We start from the raw sequence: 24,470 nt of genomic DNA on the forward strand, positions 1-24,470 counted from the left end.
GGGGGCGGTGGACTCCGGCTCAGGACAGGCGGGGGCGGTGGACTCCGGCTCAGGACAGGCGGGGGCGGTGGACTCCGGCTCAGGACAGGCGGGGGTGGTGGACTCCGGCTCAGGACAGGCGGGGGCGGTACGGGGGCCATCGGCGGACGCCGCGGGGTCGGCGCCTTCCGAGCGGTCCGAAGCGGCAGGGGCGGTACGGGGCCTCCCGGCGGCCGTCACCCGGTCACCGGGCCCGGCAGCGGTCACCCGGTCGGCGCCCTCCGGGGGCACCGGGCGGCCCGGAGCAGCGGGCCCGGGCTCGGCGGAGGCGGCGCCAGGGCCCCGGTCACCGGGCCCGGCGCCCGGCGCCCGGTTGGCGGCGCCCTCCGGTTGCACCAGGCGGCCCGGGGCGGCGTCAGGGGCCTGGTCGGCGGCGCGTTCCGCGGGCCCGGGCATCATCGCCCCCGCCACTTCGGGGGGCGCTTGGCGGTGAAGGCGGCGTGGAACTCGGCGTAGTCCTCGCCGTTCATCAGCAGCGCCTGGGTGGCAGCGTCCAGCTCGACGGAGGCGGCCAGCGGCATGTCCAGCTCGGCGGTGAGCAGCGCCTTGGTCTGGGCGTACGCCAGGGCCGGGCCGTCCGCGAGGTGGCGGGCCAGCTCCGCGGCCCGGGTGGCGGCGCCGCCCTCCTCGGTGAGCTCGCTGATCAGCCCGATCCGCTCGGCCTCGGCGGCGCGCACCGGTTCGCCGAGCATCAGCAGCCGGGTGGCGTGCCCGAGGCCGACCACCCGGGGCAGCAGATAGGCGGCGCCCATGTCGCCGCCGGAGAGCCCGACCCGGGTGAAGAGGAAGGCGAACCGCGCGCTGGGGTCGGCGATCCGGAAGTCGGCGGCCAGGGCGAGCACCGCGCCCGCCCCGGCGGCTACCCCCTGCACGGCGGCGACCACCGGGAAGGGGCACTCCCGCAGAGCGCGTACCACCTGCCCGGTCATCCGGTTGAAGTCGAGCAGTGCGGCGGTGTCCATGGCGAGGGTGGCGCCGATGATCTCCTCCACGTCCCCGCCGGAGCAGAAGCCGCGCCCCTCGCCGCCGAGGACCAGGGCACGCACCGACCGCTCACGGGAGAGCTCGGCGAGCAGGTCCCGCAGGTCGGCGTAGGCGCCGAAGGTGAGCGCGTTGAGCCGGTCGGGGCGGTCGAGGGTGACCGTGGCGACGCCCTCCTCCACGGTGAGCCGGAGGTGGCGCCACCGCTCGGTGCGGGACGCGGAGCCGGTGAAGGGGCTCATGGATGTGCGCCTCCTCTTCCTCGGTCCCGCGGCCGGGGCGAGCCGGGCCGGACCGGACCGGTGGGACGCGGGTAGCTGCCCGTCGAAGTTATCACTTGTCCGTGACTTCCGTCACGCATGCGCGATAAGCTTGGCGTAAGTAGGCCGTCACACCCCGTCATCGACCCGGCACCACAGGGCGGGGGCCCATCGAAGCGGAGCGAGCCGCTCCGTAAGGTGGGGGCCGTCATCGCCCATCCCCGTCACCACCCGCCCCGCCCGAGGAGCGCTCCTCCCGCACCCGCAGTGAAACGGACCGCCACCGTGCCCGACATCCCCGAACCCCGGTCCTGGCGCATCGCGCTGCCGCACACCGCGGCCGCGGTGCCGATGGCCCGCGCCCTGGTGCGTACGGCGCTCGCGGAGCTGGACGGGTCGGCGGACAGCCATACCGCGGAGCTGCTCACCGCCGAGCTGGTGGCCAACGCGGTGGAGCACACCGTGGGGACGGCGCCGATCGAGCTGGTGGTGGAGGTGCTGCCGGCCGGCTGCCAGGTCGAGGTGCACGACCCGGACCCGACCCCGCCGGGCGACCTGTGCCCGAACCACGACACCCCGCCCGACCCCTGGCTGGAGCACGGGCGCGGGCTGCTGCTGATCCGCACCCTCAGCTCCGCCTGCGGCCACCGCCGTACCGAGCAGGGCAAGGCGGTCTGGTTCACGCTCCCGGCCCGCCCCGCCCCCTGACCCGGCCGGTACGGCCCGTGGCCAGCCGGGAGTGCCGCCGGCCGTAGAGCACGTACACCACCGCGCCGACCACCAGGAAGACCGCGAACTGCGCCCAGGTGCGCCCGCCGGTGCCCCACATCAGATAGAGGCAGAGCAGCACCCCGAGCGCGGGGATGACCGGGAAGAGCGGGGCGCGGAAGCCCGCCTCCAGCCGCGGGTAGCGGCGGCGCAGCGCGATCACCGCCACATTGACCACCGCCATCACCGCCAGGGTGCCGATGGTGGTGAGGTTGAGCACCACCTCCAGCGGGACCACCGCGGCCGGGACCGCGAAGACCACGGCGACGATCCAGGTGTTGGCGACCGGGGTGGCGGTCTTCGGGGAAACATGCTCGAAGATCCGGGGCACCAGCCCGTCCCGGGACATCGACATCAGCACCCGGGTCTGCCCGTACAGCACGGCCAGCACCACCGAGGCGATGGCGACGACCGCGCCGAAAGCGATCACCCCGCCGCCGAACGAGGAGCCGGTGACCTCGTTGACGATCAACGAGAGCGCGGCGGGCTGGTCGGCGACCGCGTCGGCGGAGAGTGCCCCGACCGCGGCGAGCGCGACCAGGCAGTACAGCACGGTGACCGCGCCGATGCAGATCAGCACGGCCAGCGGGACATTGCGCCGGGGGTCGCGGACCTCCTCCCCGGCGGTGGTCACGGCGTCGAAGCCGATGTACGAGAAGAAGGCGATGGAGGCGCCCGAGGTGATCCCGGCCACCCCGTGCGCGGCGAACGGGGCGAGGTTGCCCGCCTCGAAGGCGGTGAAGGCGATGGCGCAGAACAGCACCAGTACGGCGATCTTGACCACCGCCATCACCGCGGTGGCGCGGGCGCTCTCCCGTACCCCGCGCACCAGCAGCACCGCGGCGAGGCCGATGACGACGACGGCCGGGACGTTGACCACCCCGCCGTCCCCGGGCGGCGCGGACAGCGCCTCGGGCAGCCGGACCCCGGCCAGGCTCTCCAGCAGCTCGTTGAGGTACTGGCCCCAGCCCACGGCGACCGCGGAGACCGAGACCCCGTACTCCAGCAGCAGGCACCAGCCCACCAGGAAGGCGGTCGGCTCGCCGAGGGTGGCGTAGGCGAAGGAGTAGGAGCTGCCGGAGACCGGGATGGCGCTGCCCAGCTCGGCGAAGGCGAAGGCGGTGACCACACAGGTGGCCGCGGCCAGCAGGAAGGAGACCACGACCGCCGGGCCGGCCTCGGCGACGCTGTCGGACAGCCCGACGAAGATACCGGTGCCGACGATCGCGCCGACCCCGAAGCAGACCAGCTGGAACAGGCCCATGGTGCGCCGCAGCCCATGGCCCTCCAGGTCCCCGCCGGACTCGGCGACCAGCTGTTCGGGACTCTTGACGCGCGATCGGCGCGATCCGCCGGGTCCCCCCGCGGTTCTGCCGGCAGGCTGTCCGGCGGGGTCTCCGGTGGGGCTGGGGCGCATGCCGTCTCCCTGGGCGGTGCACGGGCGGGTGGCACCTGAGCCTGCGGGCCCCACCGCCGCCCGGCGGCCCGACACGGCCACCGCCCCGCGCGTTCCCCCCGTCGGCGCAACCCGGCCGGGGCGGTGCGCTAGGCGGTCGGGCCCGCCAGGGTGGCGACCAGCACCGCCTTGATGGTGTGCATCCGGTTCTCCGCCTGGTCGAAGACGACCGAGTACGGGGACTCGAACACCTCGTCGGTGACCTCCAGCGAGGTCAGCCCGTGCCGCTCGTGGATCTCCCGGGCCACCGAGGTGCCCAGGTCGTGGAAGGCGGGCAGGCAGTGCAGGAAGCGGACGTCCGGGTTCCCGGTGGCCCGGAGCACGTCCATGGTCACCGCGTACGGCGTGAGCGCGGTGATCCGCTCGTCCCACACCTCGGCCGGCTCCCCCATGGAGACCCAGACGTCGGTGGCGACGAAGTCCGCCCCCCGCACCCCCTCGGCCACGTCGTCGGTGAGGGTGAGGACCGCGCCGCTGGCCTTCGCGAGCTCCCGCGCGGTGTCCACGACCTCCTTGGCCGGCCAGTACTCCCGGGGCGCGGTGATCCGCACGTCCAGACCGAGCAGGGCGCCGGTGACCAGGTAGGAGTTGCCCATGTTGTAGCGGCCGTCGCCGAGGTAGGCCAGGGTCGTCGCGTCCAGCGGCTTGGTGCCGTGCTCGGCCATGGTGAGCAGGTCGGCCAGCATCTGGGTGGGGTGCCAGGAGTTCGTCAGCCCGTTGTAGACCGGGACGCCGGCGTGCGCGGCCAGCTCCTCCACGGTCTGCTGGGCGTCGCCGCGGAACTCGATGGCGTCATAGAGCCGGCCCAGCACCCGGGCGGTGTCCCGGGCCGACTCCTTCCTGCCGATGTGCGAGGAGGCCGGGTCGATATAGGTGGTGGACGCGCCCTGGTCGGCGGCGGCGACCTCGAAGGAGCAGCGCGTCCGGGTGGAGGCCTTCTCGAAGATCAGGGCGATGTTCCGGCCCCGCAGCCGCCGGACCTCACGACCGGCCTTCTTCGCCGCCTTCAGCTCGGCCGCCAGCGCGAGCAGCGCGTGGAACTCCTCGGCGGTGAAGTCCAGCTCCTTGACGAAGTGGCGGCCGGTGAGGTCGGTGGCCATGGGGCGCTCCTATGGTGCGGGGACGGAGCCCATCGATGAACGGGGGCGGGGAACAGTCCCTGGAATTCTATACAAATCAAAGCATGCTTATGCGAACCCGGGGTCGGGGTCGCGCTGCACCGGGCAGCTCATACAGCGCGGACCGCCGCGCCCCCGCCCCAGTTCACTGCCCGGGATCTCGATCACCTCGACGCCCTCCTTGCGCAGATGGGTGTTGGTGGTGACATTGCGCTCATAGGCGACCACCACCCCCGGCTCCACCGCCAGCACATTGCAGCCGTCGTCCCACTGCTCCCGCTCGGCGGCGTGCACGTCCTGGGTGGCGGTGAGCACCCGGATCGCGGGCAGCCCCAGCGCCGCCGCGATGGCGCTGTGCATATGCTGCGGCGGATGGTCGGTGACCTTCAGCGCCCGGTCGCCGTCGCCCGGCTCGATGGTGTACGAGCGGAGCATGCCGAGGCCCGCGTACTGGGTGAAGGTGTCGTGCGCCACCATGGTCATCACCGTGTCCAGGTGCATGAAGGCGCGGCTCTTGGGCAGGTCCAGCGCCACGATGGTGCGGGCCGAACCGGCCGCGAACAGCCCCCGGGCCAGCATCTCCACCGCCTGCGGGGTGGTCCGCTCGCTCATCCCGATGAGCACCGCGCCGTTGCCGATGACCAGCACGTCCCCGCCCTCGATGGTGGACGGGAAGTCGCCCTGCCCTTCCGACCAGTGGTGGAACGCGCCCGCCTCGGGCCCGGTGAACAGCGGGTGGTGCTTGTAGATGGCCTCGAAGTGCACGGTCTCCCGCTGCCGGGCGGGCCAGCGCATCGCGTTGATCGACACCCCGTCGTAGATCCAGGCCGAGGTGTCCCGGGTGAAGAGGTGGTTCGGCAGCGGCCGCAGCAGGAAGTCGTCCAGGTCCATCACATGGAAGCGGACCGACACCGGCTCGGTGTACCCGGCCAGGAACTCCCGCTTGGTCATCCCGCCGACCAGGGCCTCGGCCAGCTCCCCGGTCTCCATGGCGTCGAAGACCTCCCTTATCGGGTCGGCCGCCAGCGGCCCGTACTCCTTCTCGTCGAAGACCCGGTCGAGCACCAGTTTGCGCGCCGCCGGCAGCTCCAGCACCTCCGCCAGCAGGTCCCCGAACAGATGCACCTCCACCCCGCGGTCGCGCAGCACATCGGCGAAGCCGTCGTGCTCCTGGCGCGCCCGGCGGACCCAGAGCACATCGTCGAAGAGGAGCGCGTCCTTGTTGCGCGGTGTGAGCCGCTTCAGCTCCAGGTCGGGGCGGTGCAGGATGACGCGGCGGAGCCGCCCGGTCTCTGAGTCGACATGGAATCCCATGACTCCATCCTCACCGCGCGGCGACCGCATTACCCCGGCGAACCGCGCCCGAAATCCGTACGGACGTCCGGGACCCGGCCGCCGGGTCGGTACGCCCCCGTATGCGCAGGGCAGCCGGGACCCGGCCACCGGTTCCGTACCGGCGGCCGGGGGCGGACCGTCGGCCGGGGGTGCACCGGCAGCCTGGGTGTACGGGCGGCCAAGGGCGTACCGGCCGCCGAGTTCTCACCGGCGGCTCCGGGGGCGGTGTCACAGCCGGGGGTCGACCGGCTCCGACTCCAGGGCGAGGACGCCGAAGACCGCCTCGTGCACCCGCCACAGCGGCTCGCCGTCGGCCAGCCGGGCCAGCGCCTCCAGCCCCAGGGCGTACTCGCGCAGCGCCAGAGAGCGCTTGTGGCCCAGATGGCGGTCGCGCAGCCGCTCCAGGTTGTCCGGGCGGGTGTACTCCGGGCCGTAGATGATCCGCAGATACTCCCGGCCGCGCACCTTGACGCCCGGCTGGACCAACCGGCCGGCGCCGTTCCGGGCCAGCGGCACCAGTGGCTTGACCACCATGCCCTCACCGCCCGCGCCGGTCAGCTCCAGCCACCAGTCGACCGCCGCGCGCACCGACTCCTCGTCACCGGTGTCCACCACCAGCCGCCGGGTGGTCTGGATCAGCCCGGTCGTATCGTGCTCCACCAGCCGGTCCAGCCAGCCCAGTTGCACATCGTGCGCAACGTCCGCCAGCGAGCGGCGGTGTCCGGCGAGGATCTGGAACGGCGCGAACCGCACCCCGTCCAGCCCCTCGGTGTCCCAGCAGTAGCGCCGGTACGCCTCGGTGAACGCGCCCGCGTCCGCGGCCCGCTCACGCTGCCGCCCGAGCAGCGTGTCCACCTCCAGGCCGCGCCCGGCAGCCCGTTCCAGGGCGTCCAGCGCACCGGGGAACACCGCGCCCGAGGCGGCGCCGACCGCCGCGTACTGACTGCGCAGCAGTCCGGCGGCCTTCAGCGACCAGGGCATCAGCTCGCCGTCGAACAGCAGCCAGTCGGTGTCCAGCTCCGCCCAGAGCCCGGCGGCGCCGACGGCCGCGCGCAGCCGCCCCAGCACCTCCTCGGTGAGCGCCGGATCGTCCAGGAACGGCCGGCCGGTACGGGTGTTCAGGGCGCCGGTCGGACCGTCCACCCCGAAGTGCTCGCGGGCCGCGTCGGCGTCCCGGCAGACCAGGGCGATGGCGCGGGAGCCCATGTGCTTCTCCTCGCACACCACCCGCGCCACGCCGTCCGCCCGGTACTGGGCCAGGGCCTCGGCCGGGTGCTCCAGATAGCCGTCCACCGTGGAGGTGGGCGTCGGGGCCATGGTCGGCGGCAGGTACGGCAGCAGCCGCGGATCCACCGCGAACCGGCTCATCACCTCCAGCGCGGCCGCCGCGTTCTCCTCGCGGACCGCCACATTGCCGTGGTGGCGGGTCTCCACGGTGCGCCGGCCGTAGACGTCGGCCAGGTCCAGCGGGCGGCCCTGGTGGCCGCCGGGCGCCTCGGTGGCGAGCGGCTTCACCGGCTCGTACCAGACCTTCTGCGCCGCCACGTCCACGGTCTCCCGTTCCGGCCAGCGCAGCGCGGTCAGCCGGCCGCCGAAGACGGCACCGGTGTCCAGGCAGATGGTGTTGTTGATCCAGGAGGTGGTGGGGACCGGGGTGTGGCCGTAGACCACGGTGGCCCGGCCCCGGTACTCCTCCGCCCAGGGGTAGCGCACCGGCAGGCCGAACTCGTCGGTCTCCCCGGTGGTGTCCCCGTACAACGCGTGGCTGCGCACCCGGCCGGACGTGCGGCCGTGGTACTTCTCCGGCAGCCCGGCGTGGCAGACCACCAGCTTGCCGCCGTCCAGCACGTAGTGGCTGACCAGCGAGTCGATGAAGGCGGCCACCTCGGCCCGGAACTCCGGGATCTCTCCCTCCAGTTGGGCGATGGTCTCCGCCAGCCCATGGGTCTGCTGGACCTTCTTGCCGTTCAGCCAGCGCCCGAGCTTGTTCTCGTGGTTGCCGGGCACGCAGAGCGCGGTGCCGGCGGCGACCATGCCCATCACCCGGCGGAGCACCCCGGGGCTGTCCGGGCCGCGGTCGACCAGGTCGCCGACGAAGACGGCGGTACGCCCCTCCGGGTGCGCCCCGTCCACGTAACCGAGCTTGCCGAGCAGGCTCTCCAACTCGGCGGAGCAGCCGTGCACATCGCCGATCACGTCGAACGGGCCGGTGAGGTGGCGCAGGTCGTTGTACCGCCGCTCCAGGACGATCTCCGCCGTCTCCACCTCGGCCGGATCGCGCAGCACATGCACCTTGCGGAAGCCCTCGCGCTCCAGTCCGCGCAGGGAGCGGCGCAGCTCGCCGCGGTGGCGCTGGATGACCCGGCGGGGCAGATGGGCCCGGTCGGCGCAGGCGGCGTTGCGCTCGGCGCAGACCTTCTCCGGCATGTCGAGCACGACGGCGATCGGCAGCACATCGTGCTCCCGCGCGATCCGCACCAGTTGGCGGCGGGCCTCCTGCTGGACGTTGGTGGCGTCCACCACGGTGAGCCGGCCGGCGGCCAGACGCTTGCCGAGGATGTAGTGGAGCAGGTCGAAAGCGTCGCCGCTGGCCGACTGGTCGTTCTCGTCGTCGGCGACCAGGCCGCGGCAGAAGTCCGAGGAGACGATCTCGGTCGGCTTGAAGTGCCGCCGGGCGAAGGTGGACTTGCCGGAGCCGGTGGCACCGATCAGCACCACCAGGGAGAGATCGGTGACCGGCAGCCGGCGTCCGGCAGCCCGGTCGGCGGCCGGGGCGGTGTCCATGTCCATCGTGGTGTCCGTGGTGTCGTCCGGGATGTTGTCCGAGGTGGTACATGCCGCAGCTCCTTCCTGGGTGGCCTGGAGGGTGACCGTGCGGTCCTTGTCGTTCGCCGCGGTGCCGTCGGCGCCGTCGGCACTGTCCGTGCCCCGGGTGAACACCGCCAGCTGGGTGGGCGGCCCGACCTCCGGGTCGTCCGGCCCGACCGGGCGGAAGCCGACCCGGTAGCCGTGCCGGGCGGCCACCCGCTCGGCCCACTGCCGGAACTCGGCCCGGTTCCACTCGAAGCGGTGGTCACAGTGGCGGACATGCCCGGCGGGCAGGGTCTCCCAGCGGACGTTGTACTCCACGTTCGGCGTGGTCACGATGACCGTGCCGGGGCGGGCGGAGCCGAAGACGGCGTACTCCAGTGCGGGCAGTCGCTCGGCGTCCAGGTGCTCGATCACCTCGCTCAGCACCGCCGCGTCCTGCCCCGTCAACCGCTTGTCGGTGTACGTCAGCGAGCCCTGGAGCAGGTGGACGCGGGCGGCCTGCCGCTCACCCATCCGGTCCAGCTTCAGCCGCCGGGCGGCGATGGTCAGCGCCCGTACCGACACATCGAGGCCGGTGACGGTGGTGTACGAGGGGTCCTTCAGCAACTCCTGCACCAACTGCCCCTGCCCACAGCCGAGGTCCAGCACGCTGCGGGCGCCCGCCTCGCGGAGCACCGCCAGGATCGCCTCCCGGCGCCGGACCGCCAGCGGGACCGGCCGCTCCTCGGTGTCGGCGGTCTCGTCCACGGCGTTGTCCACGTCCTCGACCGCGAGGTCGTCGCTCTCGGCGAGCCGCACCAGCTCCAGCTGCTCCATCGCCTGCCGGGTCAGGCCCCAGCGGCGGGAGAGGTAGCGGCTGGTGATGAGCTTCTGCTCGGGGTGCGCGGCCAGCCAGCCGTCACCGGCCCGCAGCAGCTTGTCCACCTCGTCGGGCGCGACCCAGTAGTGCTTGGCGTCGTCCAGCACCGGGAGCAGGACATACAGGTGGTTGAGGGCGTCGGCGAGCCGCAGTTCACCGTCGAGCACCAGGCGTACGTAACGCGAGTCGCCCCAGCCCGGGAACCGCTCGTCCAGCGCGATCGGCCGGACGTCGATCCCGGTCCAGCCGAGCGGTGCGAACAGGGCGCGCACCAGCTCGGCGCCGCCGCGGGCGGGCAGTGCCGGTATCTCCACCCGCAGCGGCAGCGGGGCCGAGGCCCGCCCGGGCAGGGCCTGGCACACCCCGCGCAGCGCGCTCTTGAACACCGTGCTCAGCGCGACGGCGAGCAGCGAGGAGGCCGCGTACGGGCGGTCGTTGACGTACTGGGCGAGCGCCGCGTCGGGCGCCCCGCCCCGGCCCTTGCCACCCTTGGAGCGGCGGACCAGGGCGACCGGGTCGATCTCCAGCAGCAACGCCGCGGTGCACCGCTCGTCGGACGCCTCGGGATAGAAGACATGCGCCGTGCCGTGCGCGGTCGAGAAGGACTGCGCACGGCCGGGATGCTTGTGCAGCAGGAAACCGAGGTCGGTGGCGGGGCGCTCAGGGGAACCGGTCGTACTGATCGTCAGGAACACACGTCCGAGTATCCCGCCTCACCACCCCGCCCCACCAGCGGTTTTCCCTTACGGACCCGGGAAGCCTCAGCCGAGCTGGGACATGACCTCGGAGGAGATCAGCTCCAGGTGGTCCAGGTCGTGCAGATCGAGGGTCTGGAGGTAGACCCGGGAGGAGCCGGCCTCGGCGTACCGGCCGAGCTTGTCCACCACCTCGGCGGGCGAGCCGGCCAGCCCGTTGGCCTTCAGCTCCTCGGGCTCCCGGCCGATCGCGGCGGCCCGGCGGGCCACCTCGGCGTCGTCCTTGCCGACGCAGACCACCAGCGCGTTGGAGTACACCAGGTCGTCCGCGCCGCGCCCGGCCTCGACGGCGGCGGCCCGGACCCGGTCGAACTGGGTGCGGGTGTCCTCCAGCGAGGCGAACGGGATGTTGAACTCGTCGGCGTAGCGGGCGGCCAGCCGGGGGGTGCGGGTCGCCCCGTGCCCGCCGATCAGCACCGGGATCCTGGCCTGCGCGGGCTTGGGCAGCGCGGGTGAGTCGGTGAGCTGGTAGTGCTTGCCGTCGTAGGAGAAGGTGCCGCCCGGCTCGGTGGCCCACAGCCCGGTGACGATCGCCAGCTGCTCTTCGAGGCGGCCGAACTTCTCCTTGGGGAAGGGGATGCCGTACGCCTTGTGCTCCTCCTCGAACCACCCGGCGCCCAGACCCAGTTCGACCCGGCCCCCGGACATCTGGTCGACCTGGGCCACCTGGATGGCGAGCACCCCGGGAAGCCGGAAGGTCCCGGCGGTCATCAGGGTGCCCAGCTTGATACGGCTGGTCTCCCGGGCCAGCCCGGCGAGGGTGATCCAGGCGTCGGTCGGACCGGGCAACCCGTCCGCCGAGCCCATGCTCAAATAGTGGTCAGAGCGGAAAAAGGCGTCGAACCCAAGATCCTCGGTGGCCTTGGCGACCGTGAGAAGGGTGTCATAACTGGCCCCCTGCTGGGGCTCGGTAAAGATGCGAAGATCCATGCCATCCATCCTGCACCGTCCCGCTTCCCCGAACCCAACATCACCGGTTCGGAGGCATCCCCGGCGGGGGGACGAGAGGGCGCGCCAGGTCGGTAAGCCGCCCCCCGTCACCTACCTCGCCGCCAAGGGCCCGCCGCGCCTCGGCCCACAACCGCTCGAACTCCTCCGCGGAGACCTCAGCCGCCTCGGGCCGGCCCTGCCAGCCGTCGGCCACGGGGGCTTCCGCCAGTACGCCGTACCGCTTCTCATAGCGGCACATCGCCGCGAGATCCCCGTGGTCCCGCACGCGCAGTACCTCCTCCAAGGAGGCCGCCGCCACCGGTCGCCCGTCCTCCCCCCGGACCTCGACCTGCCGCACCGCCCAGCCCTCGTCATCGGCCTCGAAGTACAGCCATAGGTCTTCGTCCTCGTGGTAGGTGCGGAACCGGATCGCCATACCGCCATCCTCTGGGGGGGGCTCCCCCCCACCCCCCTCCCACCCCACCCCCCTCCCACCCCACCCCCTCCCCCTCCCCATGGCGTCGCCATGGCGGCGTCCTAGCGGCGTCCTGGCGTCGCCATCGCGCCTCATGGCGACGCCGTCGCGTGGTCATGGCGTCGTCGTCGCGTGGTCCTGGCGTCGCCGTCGCGTCGCCGAGGACGGTGGCCGGTCCCGGCGGCATGGCGTCGTCATAAGCGACGTGGTTCGGCCGGGCGCGCCGCAGGCTCGGTCGTCCGTCGCCCCCGACCGCGCGTCGTCGGGGTCGGCGAGCCGGGCCTGGCCGTGGCGTCAGCCAAGCGCCGCCGGGGCGGCGAGCCGGTCCGGGCTCGGGCGTCAGCCCGGGGCCGCCGGGTCGGCCAGGTCGGACAGGCCCGAGAGGTCGGACAAGTCGGCCAGGCCGGAGAGGTCGGCGCCGTCGGTCAGCTTCGAGGCCTCCGGCAGGTCTCTGAGGTCCCGGGGCGCGCCGGTCTGGCCCGGGGGCCTGGTGCGTTCGCGTACGGCGAGGCGGCGCAGCATGGCGCGGACGCGGTCGCCGGCCTCGTCGGCGGCGTCGGTCGCCTCGACGCAGGCCCAGTACAGGCCCTCCTCGTCGGTGGCGCAGGCCACCGAGACCAGGGCTATACCGGACTCGGCCAGCAGGGCGGCCAACTGCCGCAGCGCCGCGGGGAGGTCGGCTATGCCAGAGAGCCGGGCGGCGCGTGGGCCGCCGGCGGCGCGGACGGCCGGATGGTCGGGCGGCTGGCCACCGCGCCCGGCCGTCTCGGCGAGGGCGCGCGCCTCGCCCCGGAGCTCGCGCGGGCCGGTGTGGGCCAGGTGGTCGCCTATCGCCTGGGCGAGGCACTGCGCCTGCCAGGCCTCCGCCACGGTGTCCTCCGCCGCCCGGCTGGCCGCCAGCGCCCGCCGCACCGACTCGATGAGCCGCTCCGCGTCCATTCGCCGCCCCCGTTCGTACGACTACCTGCCCAACCTGTTCACTACCCAGCGTGAGGGGAAACTGACCCAAACGCCAGAGGAATTCGGAAATCTGTGGACAGGAAGCTCAGAGGGGATAAGTGGATCACTCCGTAGAGTGACGATCCGTCGATTCGGAAGCGGGAGCGGGAGCGGGGGCGGGAGCGGGAGCCGGAGCAGGAGCGGGGGCGGCGGCTTGGTCGACCGGGGGCTCCGGGTCGGCGGGGGTGGCGGCCCGGGATGCCGGGTCGGCGGCAGCAGGGGTGGCGCGGGCGGTGCGGCCGGGTGGGCGGCCGATCGGGAAGCGGAGCTCATTGCGGTCGATCTTCGCCGAGAGCGCGGCCAGCGGGTCCACCCCGAGCCGGGCGCTGAACTGGAGCAGATAGGCGAGGACGTCGGCGACCTCGTCGTTGACCCGGTGCGCGGTCTCCGGGTCGGCCATCACCCGGTCGGCCTCCTCCGGGGTCATCCACTGGAAGATCTCCAGCAGTTCGGCCGCCTCGACGCTCAGCGCGGCGGCGAGGTTCTTGGGCGTGTGGTACGGCCCCCACTGGCGGGCGGCGGCGAACTCGACCAGCCTGCGCTGGAGGTCCGGGAGGGCGGGGGCCTCGGTGAGGGCGGGGCGGGGTGGGACGTCGGGTGTGGTCATCGGGGGGTCTCCGGTTCCGGCGCGGCTCAGGCCTGGGTCATGGTGGCCGCGGCGGCGCCCTCGACCTCGGTACCGGCCGGGGCCAGCAGGAAGACGTTGCGGTCCACCCGGTGCATTCCGCTGCCCAGCCCGAAGACGACGCCGCTGCTGAAGTCCAGGACGCGCTTGGCCACCTCGGTGTCGGCGTTGGTGAGGTCCAGCAGCACCGGGATCTGCGCGATCAGGTGCTCGGCCACCTCGCGGGCGTCCGCGAAGATCTGCACCCGCAGGACGATCATGCGGCGCTGCTCGGCCTCCTCGTAGTCCTGGGGGACGGTCTCGTGGTCCACCCTCGACGGCCACTCGTTGCGCCCCCGCAACGGCACGACCTGGGCCAGGCCCTCCCACTGCTCGTCGGTGACGTCGTACCTCTCGTACCTACTCATGCGCCTATCCTCGCCCGGCTCACCCGTTCGGCCCAACTGCGACACGGCCGGGCTCAGGCCCAAGGGGGTGTGACTCCGGTCGGCGGGTGGCGGCGCCCGCCCCGCCGCGCGCTCCATTGACAGTCCGAAACCGCCCGGTTACTTTCGGCCCAGGCCGAAACTGTCCAACACTGAGCGGCACTGTCCAGCACTGTCCACAGCTGTCCGACACTGAGCGGCAATTGTCCGGCCCCGGCGCCGTCCGGGTGCTGTACAGGCCTTCCGGAGGCCCCATGAAGCCCCCCTCGACGTCCGGGTCCCCGCGCGCCGCCGTCCCTCTGCTGCTGCTCTGCCTCGCCGTGCTCGCGGCGGCCGGCTGCGGCGGGGGCGCCACCGGCTCCGGCGGCAACGGAGTCACCGTCTGGATGTACCCGGTGATCATGGACCCGAAGGCCAACGCGGCCTACTGGGACGGGGTGGAGAAGGGCTTCGAACGCGCCCACCCCGGCACCGATCTGAGGATCGAGCAGCAGCCCTGGGCGAACCGGGACCAGAAGCTGGCCACCGCACTCGGCGGCGGCAAGGGCCCCGATGTGGTGCTGCTCGCCCCGGACCAGATCCCCCAGTACCAGGCGAACGGCGTGCTGCGGCCGGTGGACCGGGCGCTCGGCAAGGCCCGCGCCGCCTTCCGCCCCACCGCGCTGGCCGCCATGACCCAGGACGGCGAGCTCTACGCCGCGCCGATCTACCACACCGTCACCAGCACCCTCTACAACCGCCGGCTGCTGGCCAAGGCCGGGATAAAGGAACCCCCGGCGACCTGGGCGGCGCTCAAGGCGGCCGCGCCCAAGCTGAAGCGGGCGGGGGTCGCCACCCTCGACTACTCGGCGAGCGGCGAGGCCTCACTGAACATGAGCTTCTATCCGCTGCTCTGGCAGGCGGGTGGACGGGTCTTCGACGGGAGCGGCAAGAAGACCGCGTTCAGCGGACGCGAGGGCGTCGAAGCGCTCACCTTCCTGGTACGGCTCTACCGGGAGGGCGCCGTCCCGCGGTCCGCGCTGACCAACGCCAACCTCTTCACCGACCAGGCCCTCGGCCGGCAGCAGGTCGCCATGGGGTACACCAACACCCCCGCCGACGCCGCCCTCGCCGCGCAGGCCTGGGGCAAGGGCAATGTGATCGTCGGCCCCGCGCTGGCCGGGCCCCGCAAGCGGGTCGGCTTCGGCATGCCGGGCGGCCTGGGCATCAACGCGGCCAGCCGCAACACCGCGGGCGCCGAGAAGTTCGTCGCCTATATGGCGGCGCCCGCCCAGATCGCCTCGCTCGGCCGGGCGGGCGGCTTCTTCTCGCCGCGTACCGATGTCACCGTGCCCGGCACCGGCGCCCACGCCAAGGAGTACGAGGCGGCGCTCGCGTACGCCTTCCCCGGCGAGCCGCACCGGGCGGCCCGTCAGGTGCAGGCGCTGCTGGCGCCGGAGATCCAGGCCGCGCTGACCGGGGAGAAGTCGCCCCGCGAGGCGCTGGCGGCGGCCGCCGAGGCGGGCGACGCGCTTCTGGCGCGGCAGCGTTGAGCCGCGTCGAGTCCCGGGAGACGTCCCCGGAGGAGGAGCCCGAGGCCCGCGGCCCGGCCGATCACCAGGGTCCGGAGGACTCTCGCGGCCCGGCCGATCATCAGGGCTCGAAGGACTCCGGTGGCCCGACCTCGCCGGTCGCGGTTGCCGCACCGCCCGGCGACCGCACCATCCCGCCGGTCACCGTCACCGCCCCACCGGTCGCCACCACTCCCCCGGCACCCCCGCCGGCCGGGCGCTCCCGGTGGCGGCGGATGTCGGCGGCGCGGCGGCGGGAGGCGCTGGCCGGGCTGGCGTTCGTGGCGCCGATGCTGGTCCTCTTCCTGGTGTTCCGGATCGGCCCGACCCTGGGCGCCGTCTTCCTCTCCCTCACCGACTACCGGCTCAGCGGCGACTGGACCTTCATCGGCACCGGCAACTACGCCCGGCTGCTGGACGACCGGCTGTTCTGGGAGGCCTTCGGCGTCACCGCCCTCTACACCGTGCTCTACGTACCGATGACGGTGGTCCTCGCGCTGGGCACCGCGGTACTGCTGCACCGCACGCTCTGGCTGCGCGGCTTCTTCCGCGGGCTGTTCTTCCTCCCGTATGTCACCAGCATCGTGCTGGCCGCGGTCATCTGGAAGTGGATCTACGAGGTGGAGGACGGGCTGCTCAACTCGGTGCTGGGCGCGATCGGGCTCGGGCCGGTGGACTTCCTCGGCAGTGAGTCGCTGGTGCTGCCGTCGATCGCGGCCGCCTCCGCGTGGAAGGGGTTCGGCTACTCGATGCTGATCCTGCTGGCCGGGCTCCAGTCGGTGCCCAGGGAGGTGACGGAGGCGGCCGTCATCGACGGGGCGAGCGGCTGGCAGCGGTTCCGCTGGGTGACCCTGCCGCTGCTGCGGCCGGTGCTGTTCTTCGTGCTGGTCATCGAGGCGATCGGGGCGTTCCAGGTCTTCGACGCGATGTATGTGATGACCGCGGGCGGCCCGGTGCGGGCCAGCTACTCCCTGGTCTACTTCCTCTACGACTCGGGCTTCAAGTTCTTCGACTTCGGCTACGCCTGCGCGGTGGGCCTGGTGCTCTTCCTGGTGGTGCTGGTCTTCTCGCTGATCCAGCGCCGGCTGGTCGGCAGGGAGGTGGACTGATGGCGCGGCTGCGTCTGCCGGTGCTGCTGATCCTGGTGGCGCTGGTCACCGTGACCCCGTTCGCGGTGATGGTGCTGGTGGCCTTCGCCCCGCCGGGCGGCCGTACGCTGCCGGGCGCGCTGGATGTCACCCGGGCCACCTGGCAGAACTTCACCGATGTGCTGGGCGGCGCGGATGTGCTGCGCTGGGCGCTGAACTCGCTGCTGTACTCGCTGGTGTCGGTGGTGCTGATCCTGCTGTTCGCCTCGATGGCGGGGTACGCCTTCGCCAAGAAGCGGTTCCCGGGGCGGGAGGCGCTGTTCTGGGCGTTCCTGGCGACCCTGATGGTGCCCTTCCAGGCCACCCTCATCCCGTACTACCTGCTGGTGGCCAGGATGGGCGGGGTGGACACCTACTGGGGGCTGATCGTGCCGACCCTGGCCAACTCCCAGGCGGTGTTCCTGATGCGGCAGTTCATCGTGCAGCTGCCCGACGAGCTGTTCGAGGCGGCCCGGATGGACGGTGCCTCGGAGTGGCGGGTGTACACCACGGTGGTACTGCCGCTGATCCGCCCGGTGCTGGCGACGCTGGGTGTCTTCGTCTTCCTCTGGCACTGGAACGACTTCCTGTGGCCGCTGGTCATCGGCCAGTCCGAGGCGATGCGCACCCTCACCGTGGGGCTGGCCACCCTGGAGGGGGAGAACGTGACGGTCAACCAGATCATGGCCGGGGCGACCATCACGGTCATCCCCTGTCTGCTGGTCTTCGGGCTGCTCCAGCGGTATCTGACCGACTCCATCGCCACCAGCGGGATGAAGGCCTGACCCGGTCTGCTCAAGGCCGGTCGGTCCGGGCAGGAGCCGGTCCGCGCCGGCTCCCGGGGGGCGCGGACCGCGGGAGGTGGACAGGGCGGTCAGCGGATCCTGGGGGCGCAGCGCATGCCGATGTAGACGCAGCGGGTGCCGTCGGGCAGGGCGGAGAAGATCACCGGTGTGTAGTCCGTGCTGAAGGCCGAGCCCACACCCGTGCCGGCGAAGGCCGTCTCCGTGACCGGGAGCAGGTCGATCCGCAGGGGCTTCGAGAGGTCCTTCATGCCGTCGACGAACTCGTAGAGCGCGTGTCCGGCGCCGTCCTGCTCGGTCACCGTGATGACCACACCCTCGCGCCGGTACGTGCCGACGAGCGGCGCCCAGTCCACGGCGGGTGGCGTGGCCGACGGGGCGAAGGGTTCCGGCATGGCCACCCCGGCCAGTTCGGCGAGCAGTTCGCGGTAGAGCGCCGTGTACACCTCGCGCGCACCGCCGCCGTTGGCGAGCAGCGCGACGGCGACGCCGGCCGACGGCACCACCCGCAGATAGCCGTACTGCCCGATGGAGGCGCCGTCATGGCCGTAGCCCTCGACGCCGTTCCAGTCGTACAGGGTCCAGCCCAGACCCCAACCGTCCGAGCTGACCGTCCACTTGTCGGGGCAGTCCACCACCCGGCGCCGCATCAGGGCGACCGTCTCCTCGGAGAGTACGCGGGTGCCGTCCTCGGCCAGGCCGCCGGCAAGATGCATCCGGGCGAGCCGGGCGAGGTCGCCCGCGGTGGCGATGACCCTGCCGTACGGGCCCGCCGATCGCGGCATCATGTCCCATTCCGGTGCCGGGTCCGGGTCCTGGCCCGGCTCGCCCAGGTGCCCCATGGCCGCGCGGAAGCGCAGCGCCTCCTCGGGCAGGGTCATGGTGCGGGTGAGGCCGAGCGGGGTCAGCAGCAGGTCCTTGAGCGCTTCGTCCCACGTCGTTCCGGTCACCACCTCGACGATCCGGCCGAGCACGTTGTAGCCGACGCTGCTGTACGAGATGGCGCTGCCGGGCGGGCAGTCGAGCGCGACGCCCTTCGCGGCCTCCACGTACAAGGCGAGGCAGTCGTCGCCGCGCCCGCTGTCATGATTGAAGTCGCAGGTGAGCCCGCTGGTGTGGCTGAGCAGCCGGCGGATGGTGATCATCCTGGTCGTCTCCGGGTCGCCGATCGAGAACTCCGGCAGCACGTCCGTGACCGGTGCGTCCAGGTCCAGCCGGCCGGACTCGACCAGCCGCATCACCAGGGTGGCCGTGTAGACCTTGGCGATCGAGCCCATCTGGAAGACCGAGTCGGTCGTCGTCTCTACGCCCGTGCCGCGGTGCAGCACGCCGCTCGCCCAGGTGTGGACGGTCCCGTCGGCAAGGACGGCCAAGGACGCTCCGGGCACATGGTGCTCGCGGCAGAGCTGGTCGAGGCGGCCCTGCCACCGGGCGGGATCCACCTTCCGTCCGGCCGAGTTCCACGTGCCCCATGCCCCTTCGGCACTCCCGTTGCCCTGCTCGTCGCATCGCATGGCGTTCTTCACCGTTGACTCCCCCTCGTCGGCTGTGGCGTACAGTGTTTGTGTAATGCGAACACTGTACGCATGGAGGATCGGCGTACGCAATGCGCGTACGGTGTCGGCTACGGTGAGGGGAGCACACAGCGAACCGACCGAGGGGAGTGGACGCGTATGTCCGCCGATGCCAAACCGATCACCTCGGTGTGGACACGTCCGCAACGCCCGCAGCGGGAGCAGCTGACGCGGGAGCAGATCGTGTCCGCGACGATCGAGTTGCTGGACGCCGAGGGGGTCGAGGCGCTCAGCATGCGCAAGCTCGGCACCCGCCTGAAAGCCGGGGCCACGTCCCTCTACCGGCATGTGGCCAACCGGGACGAGCTGATCCAGCTGGCCGTGGACGAGGTGTTCGGCGAGCTGGACCCGCCGGCCGCCGCCACCCGCGGGACATGGCGCACCGCGGCCGCCCGCGCCGCCGGCGACCTGCGGGCGATGGTGCTGCGCCATCCCTGGGTCGGCCCCGAACTCGGCCAGGTCGGGCTGCTCCATGTCGGCCCGAACGCCGTCCGCATGACCTCGGGCCTCCTCGCCCAGTTCACGGCGGCCGGATTTCCCGCGGGTGAGGAGGACCAGGCCGCCGGGGCGCTCATGGCCTATGTCATCGGGGTCACCACCAGCGAGGCCGCGTATCTCTCACTGATCGCCCGCAGTGGTGTCTCCGAGCGCGCATGGCTGTCGGACCACAGCCCGGCCTCCGGCGAGCAGGCGGACCCCCGCCAGGTGCGCGAGGACCGCTTCGGCTATGGGCTCGACCGGATGCTCGACGGCCTCGCCGGCCGGCTCGCGCCAGGCGGTGAGACGTCTCCCTCATCGGCCTGAGGCCGCCGGACGCGCGGGGATCCCCAGCGGCCCTCGCCCATACGTCCGCCTCAGCCCGTCAGGGCGCCGAAGGCCTCGATGGCGCGCAGGGCGTCGGCCTGGGGCATGCCGGGCGGCTGGATGCGGAGCACGACGCCGTCGGCGCCCAGGGCCTCGTAGTGGGCGAGCCGTTCGGCGCACTCGGCGGTGGAGCCGATGACCGAGCGGGCGGCGATGTCCTCCCAGGGCTGGGCGTAGCGGGCGGCGTCGGCGGAGGTGCGCTTCCAGTCGCCGTAGGCGTCGTAGAGCCCGCGCAGCGGGTCCTCCAGGGCGGTGCGGGCGGCCTGGGAGGTGGCGGCGGCGTAGCCCTCGCGGCAGACGATGACCTCGGAGCCGAGCGAGCGCGGCCCGCGCGGGGCGGCCCGGTAGGCGGCGACCTTCTTGGGCAGCTCCTCGTCGGTCTCGTTGAACGAGGTGGTCCAGCCGTCGCAGAGCCAGGCGGTGCGCTCCAGGGCGGCGGGCACCCGGCCTCCGTTCCAGATCCGGGGGCGGGGCGCCTGCACGGGGCGCGGGGAGAGGAAGGCGCCGTCCAGGTGGTGGCGGCGGCCGTGGTGGGTGACCTCGTCCTCGGTCCAGAGGCGGTGGAGCAGTTCGAGGCACTCCTCGAAGCGGCTGACGCGCTCCTCCGGGCGGGTGCCGTAGAGGGTGAACTCCTCGGGGCGGTAGCCGAGGACGAACCCGGCGGTGAGCCGGCCGCCGGAGAGCACGTCCACATGGGCGAGGCTCTCGGCGAGGTGGACGGGGTGGTGGACCGGGGCGATCAGCCCGGCGGTGGCCAGCCCGATCCGGTCGGTGTGCGCGGCGAGATACGCCAGGGTGGTGACGGCCTCGTGGTAGCCGGGCCGGTGCAGATGGCGTTCGCCGAGGACGGCCCAGCTGAAGCCGGCCTGTTCGGCGAGGCGGACCTGTTCGACGGCGTCGGCGAGGCGGGGGCGGTCGGCGGGGTCCGCGTAGAGGTTGACGTAGAGGCCGAGGCGCATGGGCGCGGTCCCTTCCAGGGGCGGCGGTCTCGCGGGGCGGGGCGGCTTCGGTTACGGTCCGGACCGTAACGGTAGCGCGGCGGCTTCGGCCGTGAGCGGCGCGACAGACGGGAGACCGCCGATGACCTCCGTGAGGGGTTCGGATACGGACGAGGGTCGCCCCGGGGCCCGCGAGAGGGCTGCCGGGTCGGTCCAAGGGCGGTTGCGGGGGGCTTTGCTGGCGGCGGTGGCGACGCCGATGGACGAGGGCGGGGTGGTGGCGTACGGGGCGTTGCGCGACTACGCCGAACGGATGGCGGCCGCCCCGGTGGGCGGGGTGGCGGTGTGGGCGCACACCGGGCGCGGGCTGTATCTGCCGGCCGAGGACCGGCGCCGGGTGCTGGCGGTGTGGCGGGAGGCGGTGGCCGGGCCGGTGGTGGCGGGGGTCGGGGTGCCGCGTGGTGAGGGGGCCGTGCGGGTGGACGGGGCGGGTGCGGTGGCGGCGACCGTGGAGATGGCGGTGCGGGCGGCGGACGGCGGGGCGGACGCGGTGATGGTGTATCCGGTCGCGGCGTTCGCCGGGGACGAGGACGCAGCGGTGGCGCTGCACGAGCGGGTGGCGGCCGAGAGCGGGCTGCCGGTGGTCGGCTTCCTGCTGCACGGCGAGGCGGGCGGCTATCCGTATCCGCCGGGGCTGGTGGAGCGGCTGACCGGGCTTCCGGGGACGGTGGGGGTGAAGCTGGCGACGCTGGACCGGGCGATGGCCTGCCAGGACGCGATCGCGGCGGCGCGGCGGAGCGGGGCGCTGGCGATCACCGGGGAGGACCGGATGTTCGGCCCCTCGCTGATGTGGGGCGCGGACAGCGCGCTGGTGGGGATCGCGGCGGCCCGGGTGGGGCTGACGGCGGCGGTGCTGGACGCCTGGCGGGCCGGGGACATGGCGCGGTTCGTCCGGACCTCGGGGCGGCTGGACCGGTTCGCCCGGGTGACGTTCACGGCGCCGATGGAGGGCTATGTGCGGCGGATGCTGTGGGCGGCGGTGTGGGAGGGGCTGATCCCGGAGGAGGCGGCCCATGACCCGTACGGGCCGCCGCCCGCGCCCGGGGAGCGTGCGGCGGTGGTGGAGTGCCTGGAGGAGCTGGCCCGGGAGGAGGACTGACGGCCCCTCCCCCCGGCCCATGGGGCAGTGGTCAGTTGGCCAGCAGGCCCTTGAGCACCGCCTCGTACTGGGAGCTGGTGGAGGACGGGGAGCCGGAGGGGCAGAGCGGGTCCAGCCGGAGCCGGGCCAGATCGCGGGTGGCGACGCCCCAGGCGTACCAGGTGGACCGCTCCCAGGCGAGCTGCGGCGGGTTGTACCAGCCGTCGTCCAGGCCGCCGAGGACGAGTTGGGCCTCGGTCAGGTCGGGGCCGAGCCGGTAGACGTCGCCGCTGAAGACGGAGGCGTACACCTGGCCGAACTGGACGCTGAGCTCCCCGTAGCTGGGCAGGGTGCCGGTGGCGGTGACGGTGCGGGTGTCCAGGTCCATGGCGAACCAGGTGCCGGACTGCCGCTTGCAGAGGCCGTAGAGCACGCCGTCCAGCACCTCGATGTGCTGGAGGCTGGCGTTCCCGGCGACCGGGGTCATCTCCCAGAGCACGGTGCCCCGGCGCAGGTCGAAGGCGGCGATGGAGGCGGCGGTACGGGTGGGCGGGACGCTGCCGCCGCCCCAGGTGTCACCGGCGAGGTAGGCGATCCGGCGGCGGCCCGGGCGGTCGTCCAGCGCCACCGACATCACACTCTGGTCGGGGATGACGTCCCGGTACACGGTGATCCGGCCCCGGGAACGCTGGAGCAGGGTCAGCGCCCCCTTGAGGCCGCCGGCGGGCGGGGCGCTGGAGATGAGCAGCAGATCGTCTTCGGAGCGGTAGGCCATGTCGGTGGGGCGCTGCTGGCCGTTGTCGATGAAGCCGAGCGAGCGGACCCGCTCGCGGCCCGCGTCGATCTCCAGCAGTTCGGTGCTCGGGTACATCGCCGCGTACACCCGGCCGCCGATCACCCGGAGCTGCTTGGGTTCGCCGGGGATGCGGATGCGGTTGGAGGTGCCGCGGGCGGGGTGGTGGGTGGTGAGCGAGTAGTGGCCGCCCACGTGCACGGTGCCGCCCTGCTGGAAGGCGATGGACTGCACCGGGTCGGGTCCGGAGAGCCCGATGTCGATGAGCTCGACCACCTGGGCGGCGCCGGTGCTCCGGTCCAGCCACCAGAGCCGTCCGCTGCCCGCCGCGCCCAGCATGGTGGTGCCGGAGAGCGGGATCAGCGCCCGGTGCTCGTCGCCGGTGGCGGGGGCGGCGACGGTGGTGAAGGTGTCGCCGTCGCGGCGGTAGACCGTGCCGGTGGGGCGGCCGACGATATAGACGGTGGAGTCGGCGGTGACCGCGAGGGCGTCGGCGATCCGCTCACCGGCCGGGATGGTCAGTACCTTGGCCGTCCCGTCCTCGGGGTCCAGGTCGAGGAGGGAGCGGCCGAACAGGCCGTAGACCCGGCCGCCGTGGGCGGTCAGGGCGGCGGCACCGCCGTACGGTTCGGGGGTGAGGTTGCGCTTGGCGCCGGTGACCCGGTCGTAGGCGATGAGGTAGCCCTGCGGCAGGGTGCCCGCGTACACGTACTTCTCGTCGGCGGCGATGGCCCGGACATAGCCCTCACCCGCGAACGCCGGTCCCAGGTTGCGGAGTCTGCCGGTGTCCGGCTTGTACTCCCAGACCTCGCCGCGCGGGCTGGTGCCGGCGTAGACGGTGCCGTCGGGGGCGGTGGTCAGGCACCAGACGAAGCCCCCGGCCGGGCCGACGGTGGCGATCCGGGTGGTGGTGCCGGTGGCCGGGTCGACGCGGTGGATGTCCGGGTAGGGGTAGGTGCCCACATACACCTGGCCGCCGGAGACCGTGGCCGCCCAGCCGCCATCGCCCCGGTCCAGCCGGAAGGTCCGCGTCAGCGTGCGGGTGGTCAGGTCGATCTCGCCGACCAGGGTGGGGCTCTGGCCCCGGGCCACCACATAGGCGTGGTTGCCGAGCACGGTGACCCCGACGATGGCGGCGGTGAGGGAGGCGGTGCCGTAGGTGGTCACGGGTGCTCCGGTGCAGGCGTGCGCGGCGGCCCCTCCCGTCGCGGAGGAGGCGGGGGCGGGGCCGCCGGCCCCTCGGGGCGCCGGTGGTTCCGCCGCCCTGGCCGCCGGGGTGGTGGCCGCCACGGCCGCCAGGCCCAGCCCGGCGCCGGCGTTGAGCAGTCGCCTGCGTTCCATGTGTCGTCCCTCTCCTGTGGGTTGCGGGGCGGGCCTGTGTGTTGCGGGGCGGCCTGCGGGCTACGGGGTGGGGTGGCCGGACAGCGGCAGTGGCCGCGGCTGTGACTGGGGCTGGGGCTGCGGCTGTGACTGGGGCTGGGGCTGGGGCTGCGGCAGGGCGAAGAGCTCGGCGGCGTTGCGCCACAGCACCCGCTCCCGCTCCTCGGCGGTGAACCCGGCGTCCCGGATGACGCCCAGCGAGACGCACGGGTCGATGAGGGTGGCGTCGGTCCCGAAGAGGATCCGCTCCACCGGGACACCGGTCTCCCGGGCGTACGCGATCCGGCCCGCGTCGGTCGCGGTGCGGCAGTGCTCCAGATACAGCCGGTCGCAGCCGGCCGCCGCCCGGGCCGCCTCCCGCCAGGCGTCCCCGCCCGCGTGACCGAGGATCACCCGCAGCCCCGGACGGGCTTCGACCAGCTCGGGCAGCAGGGTGACCTCCTCGCCCCAGGTGTGCAGCAGCAGCG

The 24,470-nt window shown here is 73.2% G+C and carries 19 protein-coding genes and 3 pseudogenes; 6 read left to right on the top strand and 16 right to left on the bottom strand.

What is annotated here, in order from left to right:
- Positions 1–438: pseudogene (locus ABZ945_RS18030) on the bottom strand (hypothetical protein); the annotation flags it as partial.
- Positions 435–1,262, bottom strand: a complete 828-nt coding sequence (locus ABZ945_RS18035) for an enoyl-CoA hydratase family protein (protein ID WP_361270109.1) — start codon at positions 1,260–1,262, stop codon at positions 435–437. The pseudogene ABZ945_RS18030 and the gene ABZ945_RS18035, both read right to left, overlap by 4 nt.
- A 303-nt stretch (positions 1,263–1,565) precedes the next feature.
- Between ABZ945_RS18035 and ABZ945_RS18040 the strand changes: the two genes are divergently transcribed.
- Positions 1,566–1,988 (top strand): ATP-binding protein, encoded by a 423-nt coding sequence (locus tag ABZ945_RS18040; RefSeq protein WP_361270112.1) that lies wholly within the window; start codon positions 1,566–1,568, stop codon positions 1,986–1,988.
- Here ABZ945_RS18040 and ABZ945_RS18045 read toward each other — a convergent pair.
- The 10 genes and pseudogenes from ABZ945_RS18045 to ABZ945_RS18090 all read right to left on the bottom strand — a co-directional run bounded on the left by ABZ945_RS18045 (position 1,960) and on the right by ABZ945_RS18090 (position 13,818).
- Positions 1,960–3,465, bottom strand: a complete 1,506-nt coding sequence (locus ABZ945_RS18045) for an amino acid permease (protein ID WP_361270115.1) — start codon at positions 3,463–3,465, stop codon at positions 1,960–1,962. The two genes, ABZ945_RS18040 and ABZ945_RS18045, sit on opposite strands and share 29 nt — an antisense overlap.
- A gap of 128 nt (positions 3,466–3,593) precedes the next feature.
- The gene (gene argF, locus ABZ945_RS18050) at positions 3,594–4,604 is read right to left on the bottom strand and encodes an ornithine carbamoyltransferase (protein ID WP_361270117.1); all 1,011 of its coding nucleotides are present in this window, start codon (positions 4,602–4,604) and stop codon (positions 3,594–3,596) included.
- An 87-nt stretch (positions 4,605–4,691) separates the two neighbouring features.
- On the bottom strand, positions 4,692–5,936 hold the full coding sequence (locus ABZ945_RS18055; protein WP_361270120.1) for an arginine deiminase: 1,245 nt from the start codon (positions 5,934–5,936) through the stop codon (positions 4,692–4,694).
- 249 nt (positions 5,937–6,185) lie between these two features.
- Positions 6,186–8,747: a polynucleotide kinase-phosphatase gene (locus ABZ945_RS18060; protein WP_361270167.1), complete on the bottom strand. Its 2,562-nt coding sequence runs from the start codon at positions 8,745–8,747 to the stop codon at positions 6,186–6,188.
- 150 nt (positions 8,748–8,897) lie between these two features.
- Positions 8,898–10,322, bottom strand: a pseudogene (locus ABZ945_RS18065) (3' terminal RNA ribose 2'-O-methyltransferase Hen1); the annotation flags it as partial.
- Positions 10,323–10,388: 66 nt separating this feature from the next.
- Positions 10,389–11,312 (bottom strand): LLM class F420-dependent oxidoreductase, encoded by a 924-nt coding sequence (locus ABZ945_RS18070; RefSeq protein ID WP_248631255.1) that lies wholly within the window; start codon positions 11,310–11,312, stop codon positions 10,389–10,391.
- A 40-nt stretch (positions 11,313–11,352) separates the two neighbouring features.
- Positions 11,353–11,748 carry a hypothetical protein gene (locus tag ABZ945_RS18075; RefSeq protein ID WP_361270124.1) on the bottom strand — a complete coding sequence of 132 codons (396 nt, stop codon included), beginning with the start codon at positions 11,746–11,748 and terminating at the stop codon, positions 11,353–11,355.
- A 378-nt stretch (positions 11,749–12,126) separates the two neighbouring features.
- Positions 12,127–12,726 carry a DUF6099 family protein gene (locus ABZ945_RS18080; RefSeq protein WP_361270126.1) on the bottom strand — a complete coding sequence of 200 codons (600 nt, stop codon included), beginning with the start codon at positions 12,724–12,726 and terminating at the stop codon, positions 12,127–12,129.
- 313 nt (positions 12,727–13,039) lie between these two features.
- A pseudogene (locus ABZ945_RS18085) lies at positions 13,040–13,393 on the bottom strand (nucleotide pyrophosphohydrolase); the annotation flags it as partial.
- A gap of 26 nt (positions 13,394–13,419) precedes the next feature.
- The gene (locus ABZ945_RS18090) at positions 13,420–13,818 is read right to left on the bottom strand and encodes a cell division protein SepF (RefSeq protein WP_361270129.1); all 399 of its coding nucleotides are present in this window, start codon (positions 13,816–13,818) and stop codon (positions 13,420–13,422) included.
- Positions 13,819–14,090: 272 nt separating this feature from the next.
- On the opposite strand from ABZ945_RS18090, the gene ABZ945_RS18095 reads away from it, so the two are divergent.
- The 3 genes from ABZ945_RS18095 to ABZ945_RS18105 all read left to right on the top strand — a co-directional run bounded on the left by ABZ945_RS18095 (position 14,091) and on the right by ABZ945_RS18105 (position 17,298).
- Positions 14,091–15,368: an extracellular solute-binding protein gene (locus tag ABZ945_RS18095; protein WP_361270131.1), complete on the top strand. Its 1,278-nt coding sequence runs from the start codon at positions 14,091–14,093 to the stop codon at positions 15,366–15,368.
- A 254-nt stretch (positions 15,369–15,622) separates the two neighbouring features.
- Positions 15,623–16,495 carry a sugar ABC transporter permease gene (locus tag ABZ945_RS18100; protein ID WP_361270170.1) on the top strand — a complete coding sequence of 291 codons (873 nt, stop codon included), beginning with the start codon at positions 15,623–15,625 and terminating at the stop codon, positions 16,493–16,495.
- The gene (locus ABZ945_RS18105) at positions 16,495–17,298 is read left to right on the top strand and encodes a carbohydrate ABC transporter permease (protein ID WP_361270134.1); all 804 of its coding nucleotides are present in this window, start codon (positions 16,495–16,497) and stop codon (positions 17,296–17,298) included. Before ABZ945_RS18100 ends, ABZ945_RS18105 begins: the two co-directional genes overlap by 1 nt.
- Before the next feature lie 89 nt (positions 17,299–17,387).
- Here ABZ945_RS18105 and ABZ945_RS18110 read toward each other — a convergent pair whose 3' ends face one another.
- On the bottom strand, positions 17,388–18,830 hold the full coding sequence (locus tag ABZ945_RS18110; protein ID WP_361270173.1) for a serine hydrolase domain-containing protein: 1,443 nt from the start codon (positions 18,828–18,830) through the stop codon (positions 17,388–17,390).
- 159 nt (positions 18,831–18,989) lie between these two features.
- On the opposite strand from ABZ945_RS18110, the gene ABZ945_RS18115 reads away from it, so the two are divergent.
- Positions 18,990–19,694: a TetR/AcrR family transcriptional regulator C-terminal domain-containing protein gene (locus tag ABZ945_RS18115; RefSeq protein WP_361270137.1), complete on the top strand. Its 705-nt coding sequence runs from the start codon at positions 18,990–18,992 to the stop codon at positions 19,692–19,694.
- A 50-nt stretch (positions 19,695–19,744) separates the two neighbouring features.
- Here the strand turns inward: ABZ945_RS18115 and ABZ945_RS18120 are convergent, their stop codons facing one another.
- Positions 19,745–20,713, bottom strand: a complete 969-nt coding sequence (locus ABZ945_RS18120) for an LLM class flavin-dependent oxidoreductase (RefSeq protein ID WP_361270140.1) — start codon at positions 20,711–20,713, stop codon at positions 19,745–19,747.
- 226 nt (positions 20,714–20,939) lie between these two features.
- On the opposite strand from ABZ945_RS18120, the gene ABZ945_RS18125 reads away from it, so the two are divergent.
- A complete protein-coding gene (locus ABZ945_RS18125) occupies positions 20,940–21,851 on the top strand; it encodes a dihydrodipicolinate synthase family protein (protein ID WP_361270143.1) in 912 nt (303 codons plus the stop codon).
- 31 nt (positions 21,852–21,882) lie between these two features.
- Here ABZ945_RS18125 and ABZ945_RS18130 read toward each other — a convergent pair whose 3' ends face one another.
- Together ABZ945_RS18130 and ABZ945_RS18135 are read right to left on the bottom strand one after the other, a co-directional pair.
- The gene (locus ABZ945_RS18130) at positions 21,883–23,964 is read right to left on the bottom strand and encodes a hypothetical protein (RefSeq protein WP_361270145.1); all 2,082 of its coding nucleotides are present in this window, start codon (positions 23,962–23,964) and stop codon (positions 21,883–21,885) included.
- Positions 23,965–24,024: 60 nt separating this feature from the next.
- Positions 24,025–24,470 (bottom strand): amidohydrolase family protein (locus ABZ945_RS18135; protein ID WP_361270148.1); only part of this gene is annotated, 446 nt, incomplete at its 5' end.

The sequence above is a fragment of the Streptomyces sp. NPDC046887 genome (assembly GCF_040644755.1).
Classification (GTDB): domain Bacteria; phylum Actinomycetota; class Actinomycetes; order Streptomycetales; family Streptomycetaceae; genus Streptomyces; species Streptomyces lichenis.